The 18,210-nt window shown below is 38.3% G+C and carries 19 protein-coding genes; 12 read left to right on the top strand and 7 right to left on the bottom strand.

Going from position 1 to position 18,210, the window contains the following annotated elements:
* The first annotated feature begins 130 nt into the window (after positions 1–130).
* The 4 genes from EG346_RS09725 (at position 131) to EG346_RS09710 (ending at position 4,011) form a co-directional block, all read left to right on the top strand.
* Positions 131–982 (top strand): alpha/beta fold hydrolase, encoded by an 852-nt coding sequence (locus tag EG346_RS09725; protein ID WP_123878272.1) that lies wholly within the window; start codon positions 131–133, stop codon positions 980–982.
* Positions 982–1,452 carry an RNA polymerase sigma factor gene (locus EG346_RS09720; RefSeq protein WP_123878270.1) on the top strand — a complete coding sequence of 157 codons (471 nt, stop codon included), beginning with the start codon at positions 982–984 and terminating at the stop codon, positions 1,450–1,452. The genes EG346_RS09725 and EG346_RS09720 overlap by 1 nt, the downstream gene beginning before the upstream one ends.
* Positions 1,442–2,032, top strand: a complete 591-nt coding sequence (locus EG346_RS09715; RefSeq protein ID WP_123878268.1) for a hypothetical protein — start codon at positions 1,442–1,444, stop codon at positions 2,030–2,032. Before EG346_RS09720 ends, EG346_RS09715 begins: the two co-directional genes overlap by 11 nt.
* A 194-nt stretch (positions 2,033–2,226) precedes the next feature.
* Entirely contained in the window at positions 2,227–4,011 is a 1,785-nt protein-coding gene (locus EG346_RS09710) for a GEVED domain-containing protein (RefSeq protein ID WP_164466087.1), read from the top strand.
* Positions 4,012–4,077: 66 nt separating this feature from the next.
* Here EG346_RS09710 and EG346_RS09705 read toward each other — a convergent pair whose 3' ends face one another.
* The 3 genes from EG346_RS09705 to truA all read right to left on the bottom strand — a co-directional run bounded on the left by EG346_RS09705 (position 4,078) and on the right by truA (position 7,440).
* A complete protein-coding gene (locus tag EG346_RS09705) occupies positions 4,078–5,835 on the bottom strand; it encodes an ABC transporter ATP-binding protein (RefSeq protein ID WP_073329795.1) in 1,758 nt (585 codons plus the stop codon).
* Positions 5,836–6,059: 224 nt separating this feature from the next.
* On the bottom strand, positions 6,060–6,401 hold the full coding sequence (locus EG346_RS09700; protein WP_073329792.1) for a hypothetical protein: 342 nt from the start codon (positions 6,399–6,401) through the stop codon (positions 6,060–6,062).
* Between the two features lie 301 nt (positions 6,402–6,702).
* Positions 6,703–7,440, bottom strand: a complete 738-nt coding sequence (gene truA / locus EG346_RS09695) for a tRNA pseudouridine(38-40) synthase TruA (protein ID WP_123878264.1) — start codon at positions 7,438–7,440, stop codon at positions 6,703–6,705.
* A gap of 97 nt (positions 7,441–7,537) precedes the next feature.
* Between truA and lpxK the strand changes: the two genes are divergently transcribed.
* The 6 genes from lpxK to EG346_RS09665 all read left to right on the top strand — a co-directional run bounded on the left by lpxK (position 7,538) and on the right by EG346_RS09665 (position 13,093).
* Positions 7,538–8,563 carry a tetraacyldisaccharide 4'-kinase gene (lpxK, locus tag EG346_RS09690; protein ID WP_073329786.1) on the top strand — a complete coding sequence of 342 codons (1,026 nt, stop codon included), beginning with the start codon at positions 7,538–7,540 and terminating at the stop codon, positions 8,561–8,563.
* Positions 8,547–9,371 carry a purine-nucleoside phosphorylase gene (locus EG346_RS09685; protein WP_073329783.1) on the top strand — a complete coding sequence of 275 codons (825 nt, stop codon included), beginning with the start codon at positions 8,547–8,549 and terminating at the stop codon, positions 9,369–9,371. Before lpxK ends, EG346_RS09685 begins: the two co-directional genes overlap by 17 nt.
* Before the next feature lie 91 nt (positions 9,372–9,462).
* On the top strand, positions 9,463–9,978 hold the full coding sequence (locus EG346_RS09680; RefSeq protein WP_123878262.1) for a TlpA family protein disulfide reductase: 516 nt from the start codon (positions 9,463–9,465) through the stop codon (positions 9,976–9,978).
* Complete coding sequence (locus EG346_RS09675; protein ID WP_123878260.1) at positions 9,978–10,433, top strand: GNAT family N-acetyltransferase; 456 nt, start codon at positions 9,978–9,980, stop codon at positions 10,431–10,433. The genes EG346_RS09680 and EG346_RS09675 overlap by 1 nt, the downstream gene beginning before the upstream one ends.
* A 42-nt stretch (positions 10,434–10,475) precedes the next feature.
* Positions 10,476–11,573, top strand: a complete 1,098-nt coding sequence (dinB, locus tag EG346_RS09670) for a DNA polymerase IV (RefSeq protein WP_073329774.1) — start codon at positions 10,476–10,478, stop codon at positions 11,571–11,573.
* Between the two features lie 47 nt (positions 11,574–11,620).
* Positions 11,621–13,093, top strand: coding sequence for an alpha-amylase (locus EG346_RS09665; protein ID WP_123878258.1), 1,473 nt, complete (start codon positions 11,621–11,623; stop codon positions 13,091–13,093).
* A gap of 93 nt (positions 13,094–13,186) precedes the next feature.
* Here the strand turns inward: EG346_RS09665 and EG346_RS24785 are convergent, their stop codons facing one another.
* The 3 genes from EG346_RS24785 to EG346_RS09655 all read right to left on the bottom strand — a co-directional run bounded on the left by EG346_RS24785 (position 13,187) and on the right by EG346_RS09655 (position 16,035).
* Positions 13,187–13,354 (bottom strand): hypothetical protein, encoded by a 168-nt coding sequence (locus tag EG346_RS24785; protein WP_164466085.1) that lies wholly within the window; start codon positions 13,352–13,354, stop codon positions 13,187–13,189.
* Positions 13,355–13,518: 164 nt separating this feature from the next.
* Positions 13,519–14,862, bottom strand: coding sequence for a carboxylesterase family protein (locus EG346_RS09660; RefSeq protein ID WP_123878256.1), 1,344 nt, complete (start codon positions 14,860–14,862; stop codon positions 13,519–13,521).
* 270 nt (positions 14,863–15,132) lie between these two features.
* Positions 15,133–16,035, bottom strand: coding sequence for a helix-turn-helix domain-containing protein (locus EG346_RS09655; protein ID WP_073329764.1), 903 nt, complete (start codon positions 16,033–16,035; stop codon positions 15,133–15,135).
* Positions 16,036–16,166: 131 nt separating this feature from the next.
* Between EG346_RS09655 and EG346_RS09650 the strand changes: the two genes are divergently transcribed.
* Positions 16,167–16,571, top strand: coding sequence for a cupin domain-containing protein (locus EG346_RS09650; RefSeq protein ID WP_123878254.1), 405 nt, complete (start codon positions 16,167–16,169; stop codon positions 16,569–16,571).
* Between the two features lie 32 nt (positions 16,572–16,603).
* Positions 16,604–17,659, top strand: a complete 1,056-nt coding sequence (locus tag EG346_RS09645) for an NAD(P)-dependent alcohol dehydrogenase (protein WP_083563928.1) — start codon at positions 16,604–16,606, stop codon at positions 17,657–17,659.
* Between the two features lie 134 nt (positions 17,660–17,793).
* Here EG346_RS09645 and EG346_RS09640 read toward each other — a convergent pair whose 3' ends face one another.
* Positions 17,794–18,156: a winged helix-turn-helix transcriptional regulator gene (locus EG346_RS09640; protein ID WP_073329759.1), complete on the bottom strand. Its 363-nt coding sequence runs from the start codon at positions 18,154–18,156 to the stop codon at positions 17,794–17,796.
* Positions 18,157–18,210 lie beyond the last annotated feature (54 nt).

Here is an 18,210-nt window from a genome sequence, read left to right as displayed (position 1 = left end):
AACATTTTTAAATTACCCAAACCCTGATATCATTCCATTGTACCAAAAAATTTAAAATAACTTAAAACATATTGTAACATTTTAAATAAGTCTCTCTCTAAAAGACAGATTCATCTTAAAATTTTATACAATGAAAAAATACAAAGTCTTCTTCATTCTGATATTGTTTTTTGCAGCCGTATGCAATATATTCGGACAGACAAAGACCTATCCTTTTGAAGTAAAAAAAACCGGAAAAGGTAACCAGTCTATCATTTTTATTCCGGGATTTGCCTCTTCCGGAGAGGTATGGAATGAAACTGTAACTAAATTTGACAAGAACTTTTCTTGCTACGTATTGTCCATGAAAGGATTTGCCGGAGTACAACCATTGGCAGATGCCAGTTTTAAAGAATGGGAAAAAGGAATTGCTGATTATCTAAAAGATCTGAAGATTGGAAAAGTTATTATTATCGGACATAGTATGGGCGGCGGTATGGCACTGGCAATCGCCGCAGATTACCCTGAACTGGTTTCCAAAATAGTTGTTGTGGATGCTCTTCCCTGTTTAGCCGCACTATCAGATCCCCATTTTAAATCTAAAGAAAACAATGACTGTAGCACCACCATCAATGGATTGAAAGCAATGAATGAGGAACAATTTAAACAAATGCAAACCGGCACGATCCCCCGTCTTGTAGCCGATTCTTCCATGCAGGAAACGGTAATTGGCTGGAGTATGAAATCTGACAGAACAACGTTTGCAAAGATATACTGCGATTTTACCAATACCGATCTTCGTGAAAAAATAAAAACGATTCAGTGTCCTTCACTCATCCTGCTGGAATCTTATTTTGTAAATTTCAAACCAGCTATTGAAGCTCAATATAAAAATTTAAAGAATGCAGATATGAGATATGCTACCAAAGGACTTCATTTTATCATGTATGACGACAAAGAATGGTACTTTGAACAGTTAAATAACTTTTTATCATCTCACTAATGGTATTTGAAGAGATATATGAATTATACTGGCAGAAGATATTCCGTTTATGCATGGGGTATGTCAATGATTCTGAACTGGCACAGGATCTTGCACAGGAAACCTTCATTATTGTTTGGCAACAGCTTCCAAAATTCAGGAATGAGTCCAGTATCGGGACATGGATCTTTAGAATTGCATCGAATACGTGTTTAAAACAGATCGAAAAAGAGAAAAGATTTGCGAAAGCTGATCTTCCCATTCATCTTGAGGAAAAAAAACAGGAATCCATTGAACCCCAGATACAGCTTCTTTATCAGTTTATTTCAGAGCTGCCGGAAACAGATCGTATTATTATTTCTCTGGAACTCGAGGAAGTAAGGCAGGCAGAAATTGCCGGCATCGTTGGACTCTCTGAATCCAATATCCGGGTAAGAATTCACAGGATAAAAGAAAAATTAACAAAAAGATTCAAAGAAAATGGCTACTAATATTGACTTTAAAAATCTGTGGAAACAACAGACCACTGAGAAACCCAGCATAGAAGAACTGCTTGGCAGACTGAAAAAATTTAAAAACGAGAATATCCGAAAACTTGCCGTTACCAACATTCTTTTAATCGTAACGAGTGTAGGGATAGGCTTGATCTGGTACCATTACCAACCTCAACTGATGACAAGCAAAATAGGGATTATTTTAATTATTCTGGCTATGGTCATTTTTCTGTCTGCCTACAATCAATTGTTTACGAATTTCTATAAACTGAACAATACCCAAACCAATACGGAATATCTGAACAGCCTGTACTCTCTGAAAAGCAAACAGAAATTTATACAGACCACCATGATGAACATCTATTTTATGATGTTGTTCATAGGGATCTGTCTGTATATGTATGAGTACACTTCAAGAATGACTGTCTTTTACGGAATAACCGTTTATGCTGTTACTTTTTTATGGATTGCTTTCAATTGGTTTTATTTGAGACCTAAGACGATAAAAAAACAGCAGGCTAAACTGAATGGACTTATTGATAAGTTTGAAGAAATTAATAATCAGTTAAAACAATAATATTGATTAGTGCTTTCAAAAATGTCAAATAAAAAATTCACACTTTTCACATAACCATGTAATAAAACAATATTTTCATCATAAATATAAAAAATTTTACTTATAATCAGAATATTTAATGAATTTTTTCGCGATTTCCGCATTTATATAATTTTTTATTATTTTTATTTAACGAAATCATGACTATAAGAATTATGAAAAAACTACTACTTTTAATTATCTCAGGAACCTTATGTTCCAACTTGTACTCACAAAAGCAGGAATTCCAGGAATGCGGAACTGATGAATTAATGCGGAAACATTATGAAAGATATCCCGAACAGAAAGCTCAGGATGATGCCTTTAATCTGGAATTATCCAAACTGATCAAAAGCGGGAAGTTTTCCAAAACGATCAATAAAAAGCTGGTCTATGAAATCCCTGTCGTTGTTCATGTAGTAGGCGACGGAAGTGCCATCGGAACTGTGAATAACAAATCTGATGCGGATATTATCGCATGGGTAAATTATACCAATGGGGTATTTTCCGGAAGTGTTTCCAGCGGAATGTCCGGAACCAGCGCGGTACTGCCTGTAAAATTTGTTTTTGCCAAAGTAGACCCAAATTGTAATACAACCAACGGAATCAATAGAATTAATGCATCTAATTTACCTAAATATGTAAGCGGCGGAGTCAATAATGACAATACAACCAATGCTGTAACCGCTTCCGAAATTACCGCTTTGGGGATGTGGGATACGAGCAAGTATTACAATATCTATGTCGTTAAAAAACTAACCTCTAACTCAGGAGGATTAAACGGATTTGCTTATTATCCGGGCGGCAGTAATGACTATTCTTTCATGTCTACTAACGCATCTTCCGTGAATGCACAGACTTTAGCCCATGAATTCGGACATGCTCTGGGCCTGCGTCACACTCATGAAGGGTACAATGAATCTACAGGAGCCTGCCCTACCAATACAGACTGTACGCTGCAGGGAGATCTGGTGTGTGATACGGAACCTATGAAAAGTCTTTACCACTCGTCTGTTCCAAGCAGCTGCCAAACGGGACAGATCAATCCTTGTACGACCCAAATCTATGCAGGAGGTGAGAAAAACGTCATGGCCTATACCTACTGTTTCAGAAACTTATTTACAACGGGACAGGCAGACAGAGCCACCGCGCAGCTATTGCAGTACAGACAGTCTTTGATCAACTCTCCGGTTGCATCTACCACGACTCCTAACAACAGTTCTGTTTTAACCGCAGCATGTACTCCTACTTCCATGACGAATCCCGGAAACTTTAACATTGGTGTTACTTCTGTGAAATTTGCCAACATCAATAATTATTCTGCCAACTACAAACAGGCTTCTAATAATTTCTACGAAAACTTTACCGGAAACTATTGTGCCGGGGTTTCAAAAACTACCATTCCAGCCAATACCGCAACAACGCTTACGGTTGCACCGGGAACAAGCAATCCCCATATTATAAAGGCATATATCGATTATAATAATGACGGACAATTCAATGAGACCTCGGAACTCGTTCTTAATCAAAGCGGGATCAGCAACGGTTCTGTAGCGAGCATATCGGTAACTCCGCCAGCAAATGCTGTTGCTAATACTCCTTTAAGAATGAGAGTAATCGGAGAATTTAACGGAACAGCCGTTACCGCTTGCTCTACTCCAAAATACGGACAGGTTGAAGATTATTCCGTAATCATCGAACGTCAGACTGTACTCTCTGTAGGAAATACTGTCAAGACAAGCACTGCCGACATTACAAAAGATACGAATGCTGTGCTGATCAAAAGTGATCTGAAAATTTCATCATTACATATCTATGATGCTTCGGGAAGACTCCTTACCACCAGAACAGATATAAAATCATCCGAATTCAGATTCCCTGTCAACGAAAAGAATACGATCTTAACCGTAACTGCGGTTCTGGAAAACGGAAAAGTACTCACCAAAAAATTAAAATTCTAAGAAATTCATTCCAAATAGAAAAGAGAGCTCCAGGGCTCTCTTTTTACTTTTATACCAGTCAATGGACTATGATTGCTTCTCTTCTTCAAGTTCTACCTCATGTCTGAGCTGAGCTTTGTAAAGGGTTGAGTAGTATCCGTTCTGATCAAGTAGCTCCAAGTGTTTTCCTTCCTCTACTATTTTTCCATGTTCCATCACAATTATTTTATCTGCTTTCTCAATGGTGGAAAGCCTGTGGGCAATGATAATTGAGGTTCTGTTTTTAGTAATCTTTTCCGTGGCTCTCTGAATCAGTTTTTCACTTTCATGATCAATAGAAGAAGTGGCTTCATCCAGAATCAGAATTTTAGGATCTGATAAATAGGCTCTAAGGAAAGATAACAACTGTCTTTGCCCTAAAGAAATAGAGGAACCTCTTTCGCTGACTACAAAATCATAACCACCGGGAAGCTGTTCGATAAACTGGTCAACTTCAATTTCTTTGGCTCCAGCTTTTATTTTTTCCAAGGTAACGCTTTCATCACCAAAGGCAAGGTTTTCAAAGATACTTCCGTGGAAAAGGAATACATCCTGCAGCACCACACCAATATGACTTCTCAGGTTATAGAGTTCATAATCTTTTACCTCAACATCATCAATCACGATTCTTCCGGAATTAATATCATAAAGTCTTGTGATAAGACTGATGATCGTAGATTTACCAGCACCCGTAGCCCCCACAATAGCAACTGTTTCTCCTGGATTTACTTTAAAATCGATTCCCTTCAGCACTTCCTGTTTATCATCATAAGCAAAACGAACGTTTTCAAATTCAATTTTACCATCGAAATGATCTTTTTTCACGATTCCTGTATTAGGCATTGCGTAATCTTCATCCATCACACCCAATACTCTTTCAGCCCCTACAAGACCTCTCTGGATATTATTGAAGCGGTCTGCAATCTGTCTTAACGGACGGATCAGCATTGAAATATATTGAATAAATGCGATAACAACACCAGCACTGATCGTAATGTATCCTCCATAAAACAGGATAAATCCAATGAATAATGAGGATATCAATTCTACAACCGGAAAGAACAAAGAGAAGATAAAAACCGTTCTCAGTAAAGCGCTTTTCAGAGTAATATTAATATCATCAAATTTTTTGAACTCAGCATCCTGTCTGTTGAACACCTGAATAATGGACATCCCTGCCAGTCTTTCCTGAACGAAAGAGTTTTGATTGGCCGTCCACGTTCTTTCATCTCCGAAAGCTTTTTTAAGTCTCTTCTGAAAAAACCTGGTAATCATCACCATTAAGGGAAGGATCGCCAAAGTAATATAACTCAGATGAACATTGGTGCTGAACATCATCACCAAAACGAATACAATTCTCAGAATATCTCCGAAAACCATCAGAAAACCATCAGTATACACTGTAGAAATCGTCTCCACATCACCCACGGCACGGGTAACCAACTGGCCGATGGGAGTTTTATCAAAAAATGATGTCCTGAAATAAATCAATTTGGCATACAGTCTCTCGCGAATATCACGGATAACATTCTGCGAAATATAATTTGAAAAGTAAACTAAGAAAAAGTTTAAAATAGTTTCTGCAAAAACCAAACCTACCAGAATGTAGATATGCTGCATCATCAACGCTTTATCCTTCAGCTTGGTAATATCATTGTCTACCACCTGCATGGTAAGATAAGGTCGATAGGTAGAAACCACGGACAGTATGACGGAAATTATTAAAGTTAGGATGAACCATGAACGGAATTTCATTCCAATAAAGAATAGCCTCTTAACAATCCCCCAGGTATCTTGTTTTTTCATTGTACGAGTTGAAGAAAGAATTTAAAATTCTATGCAAAAATAAGACTTTATAATTTGACAGCCTTTACAAGTTGATCAAATCGTCATAGAAAATTTCAGATAAGTGTCATTTACAATATGAATATATTTTGGTGGATTTGTGTTAACAGGTAAGTTACAATGATCGTAGCGAAGGCACCCGAAGCCAGCATAAAGGTGACTTCCGGAACCTAACCTACCTAATTTTACAGATCCTGATCTCCAATTTTTTCAATTTCCAGAGAAGGTTTACTGATATTTTCTTTTAAAAATTTTCTTTCAAGAAGCTTATACACTCCATATACCGCTGCAATGGAAATGACCCAGCTGATCATATTGATTAAAGAAAATCCTGTGTAGTCTACTCCGTCAAGGGAATCGGGATCTGTGACACCTTTATAAATTCCGTAAGAGAAACCAAAGAACAGCTGAGTTCCCAGGTATACTCCAATCGCTAAAAGTCCATAGTGCCATTTTGTTTTGCCAAACCTTTCAGCAAGCTGTGCGTAATACCGGTAGGCCCCGATAAGAATAAAAATTGATAACATAATTCGTGTTTTATAGATTAAAAATTCAGGTCTGTCCTGATTTCATTATTCAGTACTTCATCTATTTCCAATAAACACCTGCATTACAAAAGAGAATCAAATAAGTTTTACATGGAAATAGTCGTTATCTGCTAAAATAACATTTTTTTTCATAATGCAAACAAACAGAAAGTGACAGGGAAAATCCTTTGAATTTCTTGTCTTATACAATTACGCCTCTGCCTGTTTTGTCTTTAAAAAACCATTAAACAAGCCAATATTCAATTATTTATCGTGCTGATATGAAGATGAGAGCGTGTTCTTATGGAAATTCATATCCCACGTCCACCAGAAACAATCCGTGACCCGGAGCTGAGGTTCCGGCAGCGTTCCGATGTTTATCTTCAATGATTTTACGAAGATCTTCAGGCTTTATTTTGCCACTTCCAATTTCTACCATAGTTCCTACGATAGCACGCACCATATTTCTGAGGAAACGGTTGGCGGAAACCGTAAACTTAAGTTCTGTTCCATCCTGCTCCCACTCTGCTTTATACATTTTGCAGATATTGGTTTTGTTGTCCGTTTTTAATTTGGCAAAACTCGTAAAATCCTCATATTCAAACAGAATTTTACAGGCTTCATTCATTTTATTGATATCCAGCGGTCTTTTCCAGTGCTGCCATGCAGATTCCTGGGTAAAAGGATTTTTTGCCAGAGAAATATAATATTCATACGTTCTGTACGTCGCATCGAAACGGGCGTGAAAATCATCTTTTACCTGAAACATTTTTTTTATGGCAATATCAGGCGGAAGAAAACTGTTCAGTTTATAGGGAAGATTCATCACATCCACCTCTTTCTCCGTATCAAAATGGGCAAATATTTTTTTGGCATGAACACCGGTATCCGTTCTTCCGGCACCCGTAGTTTTAATTTCTTCCCTTAAAATAGTGGAAAGTGCTTTTTCCAGCTCTTCCTGTACAGAAATAGCGTCCGGCTGTATCTGATAACCGAAATAATTTTTCCCGTTGTAAGAAAATTCTATAAAGTATCTCAATGTATTAAAATAACTCCACAAAAATACTTTAATTTAATGAAAAGTCTTTCAGAATATTGCTTAAAATCCTTATGAAAATTCCTATTTTTGCAAACGTATGAAAAGATGGTACCTTTATCCTTTTTCCCTTGGTTATCATTTGGTAACGGGTATCCGAAACACAATGTATGATCTGGGAGTTTTTAAAACGACAAAGTTCAAGACTCCGATAATCAATGTCGGAAACCTTTCTGTGGGCGGAAGCGGAAAATCGCCTATGGTGATGTATCTTGCCCAATACCTGTCCAAACATTACAGGACAGGCGTGCTTTCGCGTGGATACGGAAGGTTGAGCAAAGGCTACGAAGTCACGAATTACGACAGCAATTATAAAGTAGTGGGCGATGAAGCCATGCAGCTTTTTGAGCGCTTCAAAAACCGCTTCGTCATTGCCGTGTCAGAAGAAAGGGTTCCAGGAGCCAAAAAGGTGATCGCTGATATGGATCTTGATGTTCTTGTTCTTGATGATGCTTTACAACACAGAGCCATCAAAGCTGGTTTCAACATTCTGATGACTGATTTTAATGATCCTTATTTTAAAGATCATCTTCTTCCCGCCGGAGATTTAAGAGAATCCAGAAACGGGTCAAAAAGGGCAGATATCATTATGGTCAGCAAATGTCCTGATGAACTTACCGAAGAAACCAAACGCTATTATATTTCAAGAATAAAACCGTCGTACAATCAGAAGGTCTTCTTTTCATCCATCGGATATGACGAAAATGTGTACGGAAAAGACAAAATGCTTCCGGACAATAACCTGAATTATTATGATATCCTTCTTATCACAGGAATTGCCAATCCAAAACCTCTTCTTGAGCACCTTGCAAAATTCTCAAAGCGGGTGAAGCATTTAAAATTCAGAGACCATCATAATTTTACGGATGATGACATCAAAAAAATTACGGCAGAATATAAAAAATTAGGGGAATACAAACTGATCCTGACTACGGAGAAAGATTATGTACGTCTGAAAACTTTTGATTATCTTAGAGAAATTGTTTACTACTGGCCTATCAATGTCATCATTGATAAAAAAGAAGAATTCAACCAAATCATCTTAGATTATGTTAGAAAAAATTAAGCAGACTGCAGATTTCATTAAAAATATTATCAGGGAAACACCAGACTTCGCGATCATTTTAGGGTCCGGACTGGGAAAACTGCAGGATGAAGTGGAAGCCATCCATATTTTAGAATACCCTGAAATTCCTCATTTCCCCCAGACCACAGTGGTGGGACATGGCGGAAAATTGATCTACGGAATTCTGGAAGGCAAAAAAGTTCTGATGATGAGCGGACGTTTTCATTATTATGAAGGTCATTCTATGGAAACGGTAACTTTTCCCATCAGGGTTTTCCATCTTTTAGGGATTAAAAACCTCATCCTTTCCAATGCTTGCGGCGGTGTAAATCCAGCCTATAACGTTGCAGATATCGTTATTTTAAAAGATCATATCAACATGATGCCTGAACATCCGCTTCGGGGTAAAAATATAGATTCTTTCGGGCCACGTTTTGTGGATATGAGCGAGCCGTATAACAAAAAAATGATCGAAATAGCTGAAAAAGCGGCGATGGAAAATAATATTAAAATTCATCAGGGTGTTTATGTGGCCTTACAGGGTCCCACTTTTGAAACGCCTGCAGAATACGGAATGATCAAAGCCATCGGTGGTGATATGGTGGGAATGAGCACTGTTCCGGAGGTCATTGTTGCCAGACATATGGGAATGGATTCTTTCTGCATCTCTGTTATTACCGATCTTGGAGGACCTGACATTGCCTTTGCCGTTTCTCACGAAGAAGTTCTGAATGCTGCCAATAAAGCCATGCCGAATGTGATTGCTGTGGTGAAAGGTCTGGTAAAAAATTATCATAATTCTTTATAGAAATTTTCGATCTCATCAATTTTTCCTAATTCATAAGAAATCAATCTCCAATTGCGTTTCATTGTTTAGCTTTGTATATGAAATTGAAAAAATGAAAAAGTTAGCCTTAATTTTTATGATCAGTGTTTTCGGGGTGAGCTATGCACAGCAGCAACCGAAAGTTCTAAAAACCAGTTTTTCTAAAAAAGCTTTGGTACAAAAGCTCGAAGATGAACAAGGTAAAAATGTGACCATTCAACAAATTCTGGATCAGCATAAGGGAAAAGTTTTAGTGATTGATTTCTGGGCCGGATGGTGCAGAGATTGTTTAAAAGCACTTCCAAAAGCGGAAGAACTTGAGAAAAACAATCCCAATATAGATTTCGTATTCCTGTCACTCGAAAGATCAAAAGAAGGCTTTGACAAAAGTCTGGACAGATTCAATATGAAAGACAAGGATAACTACTGGTTTTCTTCAGGATGGAAAAATGATTTCAATAATTACATTGATCTGAACTGGATTCCAAGATATATGGTGGTGGATCAAAAGTCTTCTATTGCAAAATATTACGCGATTTCACCGGAAGATCCGGAGATCCAGGAAACGATAAACCGTCTTTTGAAATAATGATTACAAGAGTAGCTACAGAACAGGATTTAGAAATCCTTTTAGAATTTGAGCAGGGAATTGTTACCGCAGAAAGACCCTTTAACAGTACCCTTAAAGATGGAAAGATTCACTATTACGATCTTCTTCATCTGATACAATCTGAGGATTCACTGGTACTGGTGACGGAAGATAATAACGAAGTCATCGCATCCGGGTATGCAAAAATCAAACAAACGGAAAATAATTATTCTGATTTTGAAACGTACGCTTATCTGGGTTTTATGTATGTAAAGCCTGAGCACAGAGGAAAGGGAGTTAACAAGTTGATTCTAGACGAACTGATCGGCTGGGCAAAGTCTAAAGACATTCACGAAATAAGGCTGGATGTTTACGCTCAAAACGAATCTGCCTTAAAAGCCTATGAAAAAGCAGGTTTTGAGTCATTAATTGTTACGATGAGAATGAAAACATGATCAGAATTTAATTCAAAATAAATGAATCCATATCTTTGCGGTATGGATTCTTCTTTTCCCACCCGTAAAATAATTCATGTTGATATGGATGCATTTTATGCTTCCGTGGAGCAGCATGATGATCCGTCACTCAAGGGAAAGCCTGTTGCTGTGGGAGGAGAACATCGTGGGGTAGTTTCAGCGGCAAGTTATGAAGCCAGGAAGTACGGAGTGCGCTCTGCTATGCCCAGCAAAACAGCCAAGGAAAAATGTCCGCATCTAATTTTTGTTCCTCCCCGCTTTGCCCGGTATAAAGAAATATCAAAACAGATCCGGGAAATTTTTCATGAATATACGGATCTGGTAGAACCTCTTTCTCTGGACGAAGCCTATCTGGATGTTACGGAGAATAAGAAAGCTATGGAATCTGCCAATCAGATCGCCAAAGAGATTCGTCAGAAAATATTTGAACAGACGGGTTTAACTGCATCTGCGGGAATTTCCGTGAATAAATTTCTGGCGAAAGTAGCTTCCGACATCAATAAGCCGAATGGGCAGAAGACCATTCATCCTGATAGAATTGAAGGTTTTCTTGAAGAACTTCCTGTCGAAAAATTTTATGGTGTAGGAAAAGTTACGGCTAACAAAATGTTTAGTTTAGGTATTTATAAGGGAAAAGATTTAAAGAAACGATCGATAGAAGAACTGACCCGGCTTTTTGGAAAATCGGGAGGTTATTATTACAATGTCGTTCGCGGTATTCATGCTTCCGAAGTGAAACCTCATCGCATTCAGAAAAGTGTAGCGGTAGAAAGAACTTTTTTTGAAGATCTGTTTGATGATCAGGAGATCAATGAAAAACTGGAACATCTGAGTCAGGAACTTCATCAGCGTCTGCAAAAGAATAACATTCTTGGAAGAGCCTTAACTCTGAAAATTAAATACAAAGATTTTTCTCTTTTTACGAGAAGCTTTACAAAGGAGGATTATTTCACTTCTCCTGAGCAATATTTCAACACGGGGAAAAAGCTCTGGGAGCTCAGACCCTTCGATAAACCCGTGAGATTATTGGGCCTTTCCCTCTCCCATCTCAATACAGAAGAAAAAAAACAGATTTCTATTCAACTAAAAATCCCGTTCGAAGAATTTGAAAACCAATAGGTGAAAAATTTTCACTATCTTGTAGGAAACCAACCAAATTACGACTTATGAACGCGACGATGATTCAATTTTTCCACTGGTATTCTGAAGGAAATGGCAAATTATGGAAAGAAGCAGAACAACAGGTCTCCCATCTGGCAAAATTAGGAATCACCTCAGTATGGTTTCCCCCAGCTTATAAAGGAACGAATGGAGGTTATTCAGTAGGATATGATGCCTATGATCTCTATGACCTTGGAGAATTTGATCAGAAAGGAAGTCTTCCCACCAAATACGGTACTCATGACGACTATCTTAAAGCCATTAAAGCTTTAAAAAAACAAGATATCAACATTATCGTTGACATCGTTCTCGGGCATAAGGCCGGGGGCGACGAACTGGAAAAGTTTAAAGCGGTAAAAGTAGACGAAAACAACAGGGAAAAGATTATTTCCGATGTCATGGAAATTGAATCTTATACTAAATTCACCTTTCCCGGAAGAGGAAAAAAATATTCTGATTTCGAATGGAATTTCAACTGTTTCAGCGGGGTGGATTATGCTGAAGGCATGGACTCCCATATTTTCAAAATACAGTCTGAATATGGTAACGACTGGGAAGAGATGATTGACGATGAAAAGGGAAATTATGATTACCTGATGTATAACGACATCGAACACCGGAATCCTTTTGTCCGTGAGGAACTGAACAGCTGGGCGGAATGGTATTTTGAACTGACTGATTTTGATGGGGTAAGACTGGATGCCTTAAAACATATTTCTTTTGATTTTTACAAAGAATGGCTGACGATGCTGCGTTCCAATTCAGGAAAAAACATTTTTGCGGTCGGAGAATACTGGGCTCCGGGGCAGCTTAGTCTTCTTCAGAAGTACATTGATGTAACGGAAGGATGCATGAGTCTTTTTGACAGTTCTCTGCAAAATAATTTTCATACCGCTTCCAACGAAGGAAGTTCTTACGATCTCCGAAGAATTTTTGACGAAACCCTTACGCAGGCAGATCCAATGCATTCCGTAAGTCTTGTGGATAACCATGACACACAGCCTCTGCAAGATCTTGAAGCTCCTGTAGAAGCGTGGTTTAAACCATTAGCTTATGCCCTGATCCTTCTTCGTGAAAGTGGCTATCCATGTGTTTTCTACCCTGATCTTTATGGTGCGCATTATACTGATAAAGGTGGAGATGGCAATGACCAGGAAATTTTCCTTGAGAAAGTAGACGGTATTGAAGAGCTTCTTACCGCAAGAAAAGACCATGCCTACGGAGCTCAGCGGGATTATTTTGAAGATGCCAACTGCTTGGGCTGGACCCGTGAAGGAGATGATGAACATTCGGGATGTGCTGTTGTCCTGAGCAATAAAGATGCTTACACCAAACCCATGGAAATGGGGAAACGCTATTCCGGAAAAGAATTCTATGATCTGCTTAACAGAAGTAATGAAAAAGTAATGATTGATGACAACGGATGGGGTAATTTCCCGGTTCCGGCAGGCAATGTAAGTGTATGGATTTCTGAGTAAGTCCTGAAATCGATATAAAAAAGCATCCCTGACTCGAAGTTTACCTTCTCTTCTGATCAGGGATGCTTTTTAGTTTTACTAATCCTGTAATTGTTAGCAGAATATATAACGGCAATTCTGTATATTAATGGCCCACTCGCAGCAATATCCATCTTCATTGGAAGTACAGCATACCTTATCGCGGTTGATATCTCCCCCTTTCAGATTCTTAAGTTCCTGACGATCAAGTTTTCGTGCGTTCAGATGTTTCTTTGTTTTCATAGTCATATATTTTAAAATTCGGTTAAACAAATATAAATAAAATATCCATATTATTAAATAATTACTCAAAATTCAATAATTCAATGCATTTACTTCAAAAATACGAAATACTTGCAGAAAATCCCATCCTCCCACTGCTCTCTTGTTTTATTCCAGGTTGATATTTAAAACTCAATTTTCCGGATTTTTAGAATTTCCGGCCTTTCAGACTTATCCGATATCTTTCCTGTTCTGGCAAACTCTGCCCAAAGTGCTCTCAATTTTTCTCCATTCTCATGCACAAATTCCCATGGAATATCTTTCAGTAGTTCTGCCGATTCCCATGCCGATTCATTTCCAAAAATCAATGGAAGATCAATACAGTGAGCGGCTCCAATATGATTATATTCCGGCTTTGAATGAATCCTGAACAGATAGACATTTCCTCCTGCCCTGGCGTAATTTTCCGCAAACTCTTCTGCAGGTTTTCCATAGATGAATTCAGTTGTTTTTCTCACTGCCTTATCCAATATCTTTAATCCGATGCCTTTTCCGAAATACTTGTTTAAAGCATCGGAAGTTTTGAGATAAAATGCAGTTTCATTATCATTTAAACCTATAAGAACATCATATTTCCCTGCCTTTAATTTCCATGTATCAAGGGCCTCGTTTTCCTGACATAAAGGGGGAAAACCATACTGCGTTCCGAACGGCATAGCTGCTTTCAGCCCGTATTTGATGACAGCCGGCACATGTTTCCGATATTCTTCCGCTATTTTTAAGACATCTGGTTCACTGCTAAGAAATGCTGTTTTCTTAAGGAATTCCGCGGACATTTTTTGTCTGGTATGGCGCAATCCCAAAGGGGCACTCTGGATAATCACCCGCTGAAACAGGTCATCCACTCCTTCAGAGATCATCAGATGGGCAATGGCATCTCCTCCTGAAGACTGTCCTAAAAGGGTAATATTCTGAGCATCACCATCAAAATCTGAAATATAGGTTTTGATCCACTTTAATGCTTCAATGATATCAAATAATCCGAGATTAGGAGGTCTGTTTTCATCACCGCCCAGGAAACCGAAAATTCCAAGTCGGTAGGAAACAGTAACCACTATAATCTGCTGTTCTTTTACCCAGTCACCAGGATCAGAAGTAGGAAGATCACCACATCCGATTTCATGAGAACCCCCATGAATCCAAACGACAACGGGAAATTTCTCTTGGTCTGTAAAGGTTTCAGGGCGGAAAACAGAAAGAAACTGGGTAGATTCATCAGGTTCAAAATTTTTAATTTGGGTGGGTCCAATCATCTTTTCTACCAGCGGGCTTATAGTCTGCGGACAAACCGGTGTTTTATGAGGAAATACTATTTCTGATTCCAAAGGCTTTTCTGGAACAGGTCTTTTGAACCTTTCAGAATGGGCATAACGGATGCTTTTGGCTTTAATAACACCGTTCTCTTTTAATGCGATAATTTTCCCAAAGGAGGTCTGAAAAATGTGAGTTTTTGTCTGTGGAACTATCATTTTAAAAACTTTGAAAAATTTTATCTATTAAAATTAATTTAGTTTTTTGAAATGGGAAAATTTATTGGGGAAATTCTTGGCTTCAGCTTTAATGCCTGGAACGCTAAAATTTTTATAACTGTATCGTTTGGAGCGGAAAGGCGTTAACACTCAGCAAAGGCTGATTTAAACGCAAATTCCGCTAATTTTTTTACACAAAAGTTCACAAATGATTCTGAACAACAATCGTAGTATGGTGAAAATATTTCTTTTATCTGTGTTTTAAAATGATCAGTTTAAAGTTTTATATTCACTGGGTGAAACCCCGACTTTGGCTTTAAATAATCTTGTGAAATGCTGCGGATATTTAAATCCAAGATCATAAGAAATTTCACTGATGGATTTTGACGGATTTAAGATCTGTTCTTTCGCTGCATCGATCAGTTTATTATGAATAAATTCCTGAGCGGAAACTCCTAATTCTTTTTTGATCAGGTCACCGAAATAATTGGCAGAAAGGTTAAGTTTTTCGGCAAAATAATTGACCATCGGAAAACCAATGTTTTTAGGATTATCGGATTTAAAATAATCATCAACCAGATTTTCAAATTTTCCGATCACGCCCTGATTGACATGGTCTCTTGTAATGAACTGACGATCATAGAAACGCATGCAGTAATTGAGGAACAATTCAATATTGTTGACGATCAATGATTTGCTGTGTTTATCAATGGACTGCTCAAGTTCAAGTCTTATATTTTTAAAACATTCCAAAACAATTTCTCTTTCTTTTTCTGAGAGGTGCAAAGCTTCGTGAACGTCATAGGAAAAGAAACTGTAATCATTGATATTTTTTCCCAGATTCGTTCCTTTAATCAGATCAGGATGAAACAGCAATGCATATCCGCCCGGTTGTATTGATTTTCCGTCATTATTTACTCCGCTTACCTGTCCTGGAGCAATGAAGACCAGCGTTCCTTCCTGATAATCATAGCTGTGCTTGCCATAATGCATATCGCCGCAGATGACATCTTTCAGAAAAACCGTATAAAAGGTATACGTTCTACGGTACTGGCAAATAGGATCTGATTTTGAAAAATCGACCACACTTACCAGCGGATGCAGGGTTTCATTATTAACCATTTTATTATAATCTGAAACGCTCTTCACTTGATCAACTTCCTGATCTTCCATTGACTATGTTTTTAATCTTATTCAAAATTACCACTTTCTGACCTATCTTTTATAATGTCTGTAAAATTGGTAGGTATTTCGGTAATCTGTATAAGCTGTGTTTATTTAAAAGTATCGAATTTTGTACCGTTATGGAAACAGTGAATACCAACATTTTTTCCAAAGGAGAAAAAGCCCCCGAAGCCTATTTTTCCGGAGGAACAGCATGGGTGCAGATTTTAAAACCCAATGAAGATGATCTGAACTGCCAGATCGGAAATGTTATTTTTGAGCCCGGATGCAGAAATAACTGGCATTCTCACGGCGGCGGACAGATTTTAATCGTAACTTCAGGAACAGGATTTTATCAGGAAAAAGGAAAACCGGCTCAGGTATTGCGTGCAGGAGATGTGGTGAATATTCTTCCCGATATCATCCACTGGCACGGGGCAGCTCCAGACAGTGAGTTTACGCATATCGCGATTAATCCCAATACTCAAAACGGTATTGTGGAATGGCTGGAACCTGTAAGTGACGAAGAATACAATAATTTATAACTCAACTTAATTAACTTAAATCGAATAAACCAATGAGCACATTAACAGTAAAAGCCTACGGAGCTGAGTCTACCACGGCAGACCTGAAGGAAATGAATATTGAAAGAAGAGAAACAACTCCGAAAGATGTAGAGATTGAAATTCTATATTGCGGAGTATGCCACTCTGATCTTCATACTGCCAGAAATGACTGGGGCGGATCTTTGTATCCTGTAGTTCCCGGACATGAAATCGTAGGAAGAATTACCAGGGTAGGAAGTGAAGTTTCTAAATTCAAAGTAGGTGATCTTGCAGCAGTAGGATGTATGGTGGATTCATGCGGACACTGTGACAGCTGTAAGCAGGATCTTGAACAATATTGTTTAAACGGATTTACAGGAACTTATAACGGGAAGGATAAACATTTGGGAGGTCATACTTTTGGAGGATATTCTCAGAAAGTGGTGGTTGATGAGCATTTTGTTTTAAGTGTCCCTGAAAATTTAGATCTGGCTGCAGTAGCACCCCTTTTATGTGCGGGTATTACGACATGGTCTCCATTGAGACACTGGAAAGTAGGACCGAACTCTAAGGTTGCTGTTGTAGGTTTAGGCGGATTGGGACATATGGCGATCAAACTGGCGAAAGGACTAGGCGCGGAAGTAACTCTGTTCTCAAGAACTCCGGGAAAAACGGAAGACGCCAAGCAATTGGGTGCTGATCACGTAGTGATTTCTACTGATGATTCACAAATGGATACGGTAAAGGGAAAATTTGATCTGATCATCGATACGGTTCCTTATGAGCACGATGTGAATCCTTATATGCAGACGCTTACGCTGAACGGAACTTTGGTTCTGGTAGGATTTGTAGGTGAATTCCAGGAGACGGAGGTGAGCACAAGACCGATGATCTTCCAACGCCGTTCTGTTGCAGGTTCATTAATCGGAGGTATTGCTGAGACTCAGGAATTACTTGATTTCTGTGGAAAACATAATATCGTATCAGATATAGAACTGATCAAAATGCAGGATATCAATCAGGCTTATGAAAGAATGATTAAAAGTGATGTGAAATACCGCTTTGTAATAGATATGCAATCTTTGTAATGACTCGTATATTTTAACGAAAAGACTGTCTTTGGGCAGTCTTTTTTATTTACAGCATTACATGATTTTCAGATTTGACCGAGTCATACGATCTTTGTATAATGATTAAAATTGATTCATTATACTTAAAAAACTTATTTATATTCTCCTCTCATATCCTGAAATGACCACTCGGCTAAAGCTCCGATCACAGGAACCAAACCTTCTCCTGCTTTGCTCAGTTTGTAGGTCACGTGAGGCGGAACAACAGGTTTTGCTGTTCTGATGACCAATCCGTCCGCTTCCAACTGTTTCAGATGCTGAATGAGAACTTTTTCAGTCACAGCCGGAATAGCGCGTTTAAGCTCACTGTATCTTTTGTCGCCATTGGAAAGCTGGTATAGGATAATCGGCTTCCAGTAGCCGCCTATTTTTTCCATGACATAGGTAACGGGGCACTTATCCAGTGCATATTTTTTGTTTTGCTGAATGGTAGAACTTTCTTTAATGGCTGTCATAATATCACCTACTTTAGGGTAAGTACTTGTATAAAAGTAAGTACAAATATACCT

Origin of the sequence: Chryseobacterium carnipullorum (assembly GCF_003815695.1) — a bacterium.
In the GTDB taxonomy this organism is placed as follows: Bacteria; Bacteroidota; Bacteroidia; order Flavobacteriales; family Weeksellaceae; genus Chryseobacterium; species Chryseobacterium carnipullorum.
This window is presented reverse-complemented; position numbering and strand designations above follow the sequence as displayed.

What these genes read in the sequence shown, in the direction of transcription:
- dinB (WP_073329774.1), top strand. Translation starts at nt 10,476, where the DNA reads ATGGATTCTTCTTTTCCCACCCGTAAAATAATTCATGTTGATATGGAT.
- EG346_RS09665 (WP_123878258.1), top strand. Translation starts at nt 11,621, where the DNA reads ATGAACGCGACGATGATTCAATTTTTCCACTGGTATTCTGAAGGAAAT.
- EG346_RS09715 (WP_123878268.1), top strand. Translation starts at nt 1,442, where the DNA reads ATGGCTACTAATATTGACTTTAAAAATCTGTGGAAACAACAGACCACT.
- EG346_RS09720 (WP_123878270.1), top strand. Translation starts at nt 982, where the DNA reads ATGGTATTTGAAGAGATATATGAATTATACTGGCAGAAGATATTCCGT.
- EG346_RS24785 (WP_164466085.1), bottom strand. Translation starts at nt 13,354, where the DNA reads ATGAAAACAAAGAAACATCTGAACGCACGAAAACTTGATCGTCAGGAA.
- EG346_RS09700 (WP_073329792.1), bottom strand. Translation starts at nt 6,401, where the DNA reads ATGTTATCAATTTTTATTCTTATCGGGGCCTACCGGTATTACGCACAG.
- EG346_RS09725 (WP_123878272.1), top strand. Translation starts at nt 131, where the DNA reads ATGAAAAAATACAAAGTCTTCTTCATTCTGATATTGTTTTTTGCAGCC.
- EG346_RS09680 (WP_123878262.1), top strand. Translation starts at nt 9,463, where the DNA reads ATGAAAAAGTTAGCCTTAATTTTTATGATCAGTGTTTTCGGGGTGAGC.
- EG346_RS09645 (WP_083563928.1), top strand. Translation starts at nt 16,604, where the DNA reads ATGAGCACATTAACAGTAAAAGCCTACGGAGCTGAGTCTACCACGGCA.
- EG346_RS09655 (WP_073329764.1), bottom strand. Translation starts at nt 16,035, where the DNA reads ATGGAAGATCAGGAAGTTGATCAAGTGAAGAGCGTTTCAGATTATAAT.
- EG346_RS09650 (WP_123878254.1), top strand. Translation starts at nt 16,167, where the DNA reads ATGGAAACAGTGAATACCAACATTTTTTCCAAAGGAGAAAAAGCCCCC.
- EG346_RS09685 (WP_073329783.1), top strand. Translation starts at nt 8,547, where the DNA reads ATGTTAGAAAAAATTAAGCAGACTGCAGATTTCATTAAAAATATTATC.
- EG346_RS09660 (WP_123878256.1), bottom strand. Translation starts at nt 14,862, where the DNA reads ATGATAGTTCCACAGACAAAAACTCACATTTTTCAGACCTCCTTTGGG.
- EG346_RS09640 (WP_073329759.1), bottom strand. Translation starts at nt 18,156, where the DNA reads ATGACAGCCATTAAAGAAAGTTCTACCATTCAGCAAAACAAAAAATAT.
- EG346_RS09705 (WP_073329795.1), bottom strand. Translation starts at nt 5,835, where the DNA reads ATGAAAAAACAAGATACCTGGGGGATTGTTAAGAGGCTATTCTTTATT.
- lpxK (WP_073329786.1), top strand. Translation starts at nt 7,538, where the DNA reads ATGAAAAGATGGTACCTTTATCCTTTTTCCCTTGGTTATCATTTGGTA.
- EG346_RS09710 (WP_164466087.1), top strand. Translation starts at nt 2,227, where the DNA reads ATGAAAAAACTACTACTTTTAATTATCTCAGGAACCTTATGTTCCAAC.
- EG346_RS09675 (WP_123878260.1), top strand. Translation starts at nt 9,978, where the DNA reads ATGATTACAAGAGTAGCTACAGAACAGGATTTAGAAATCCTTTTAGAA.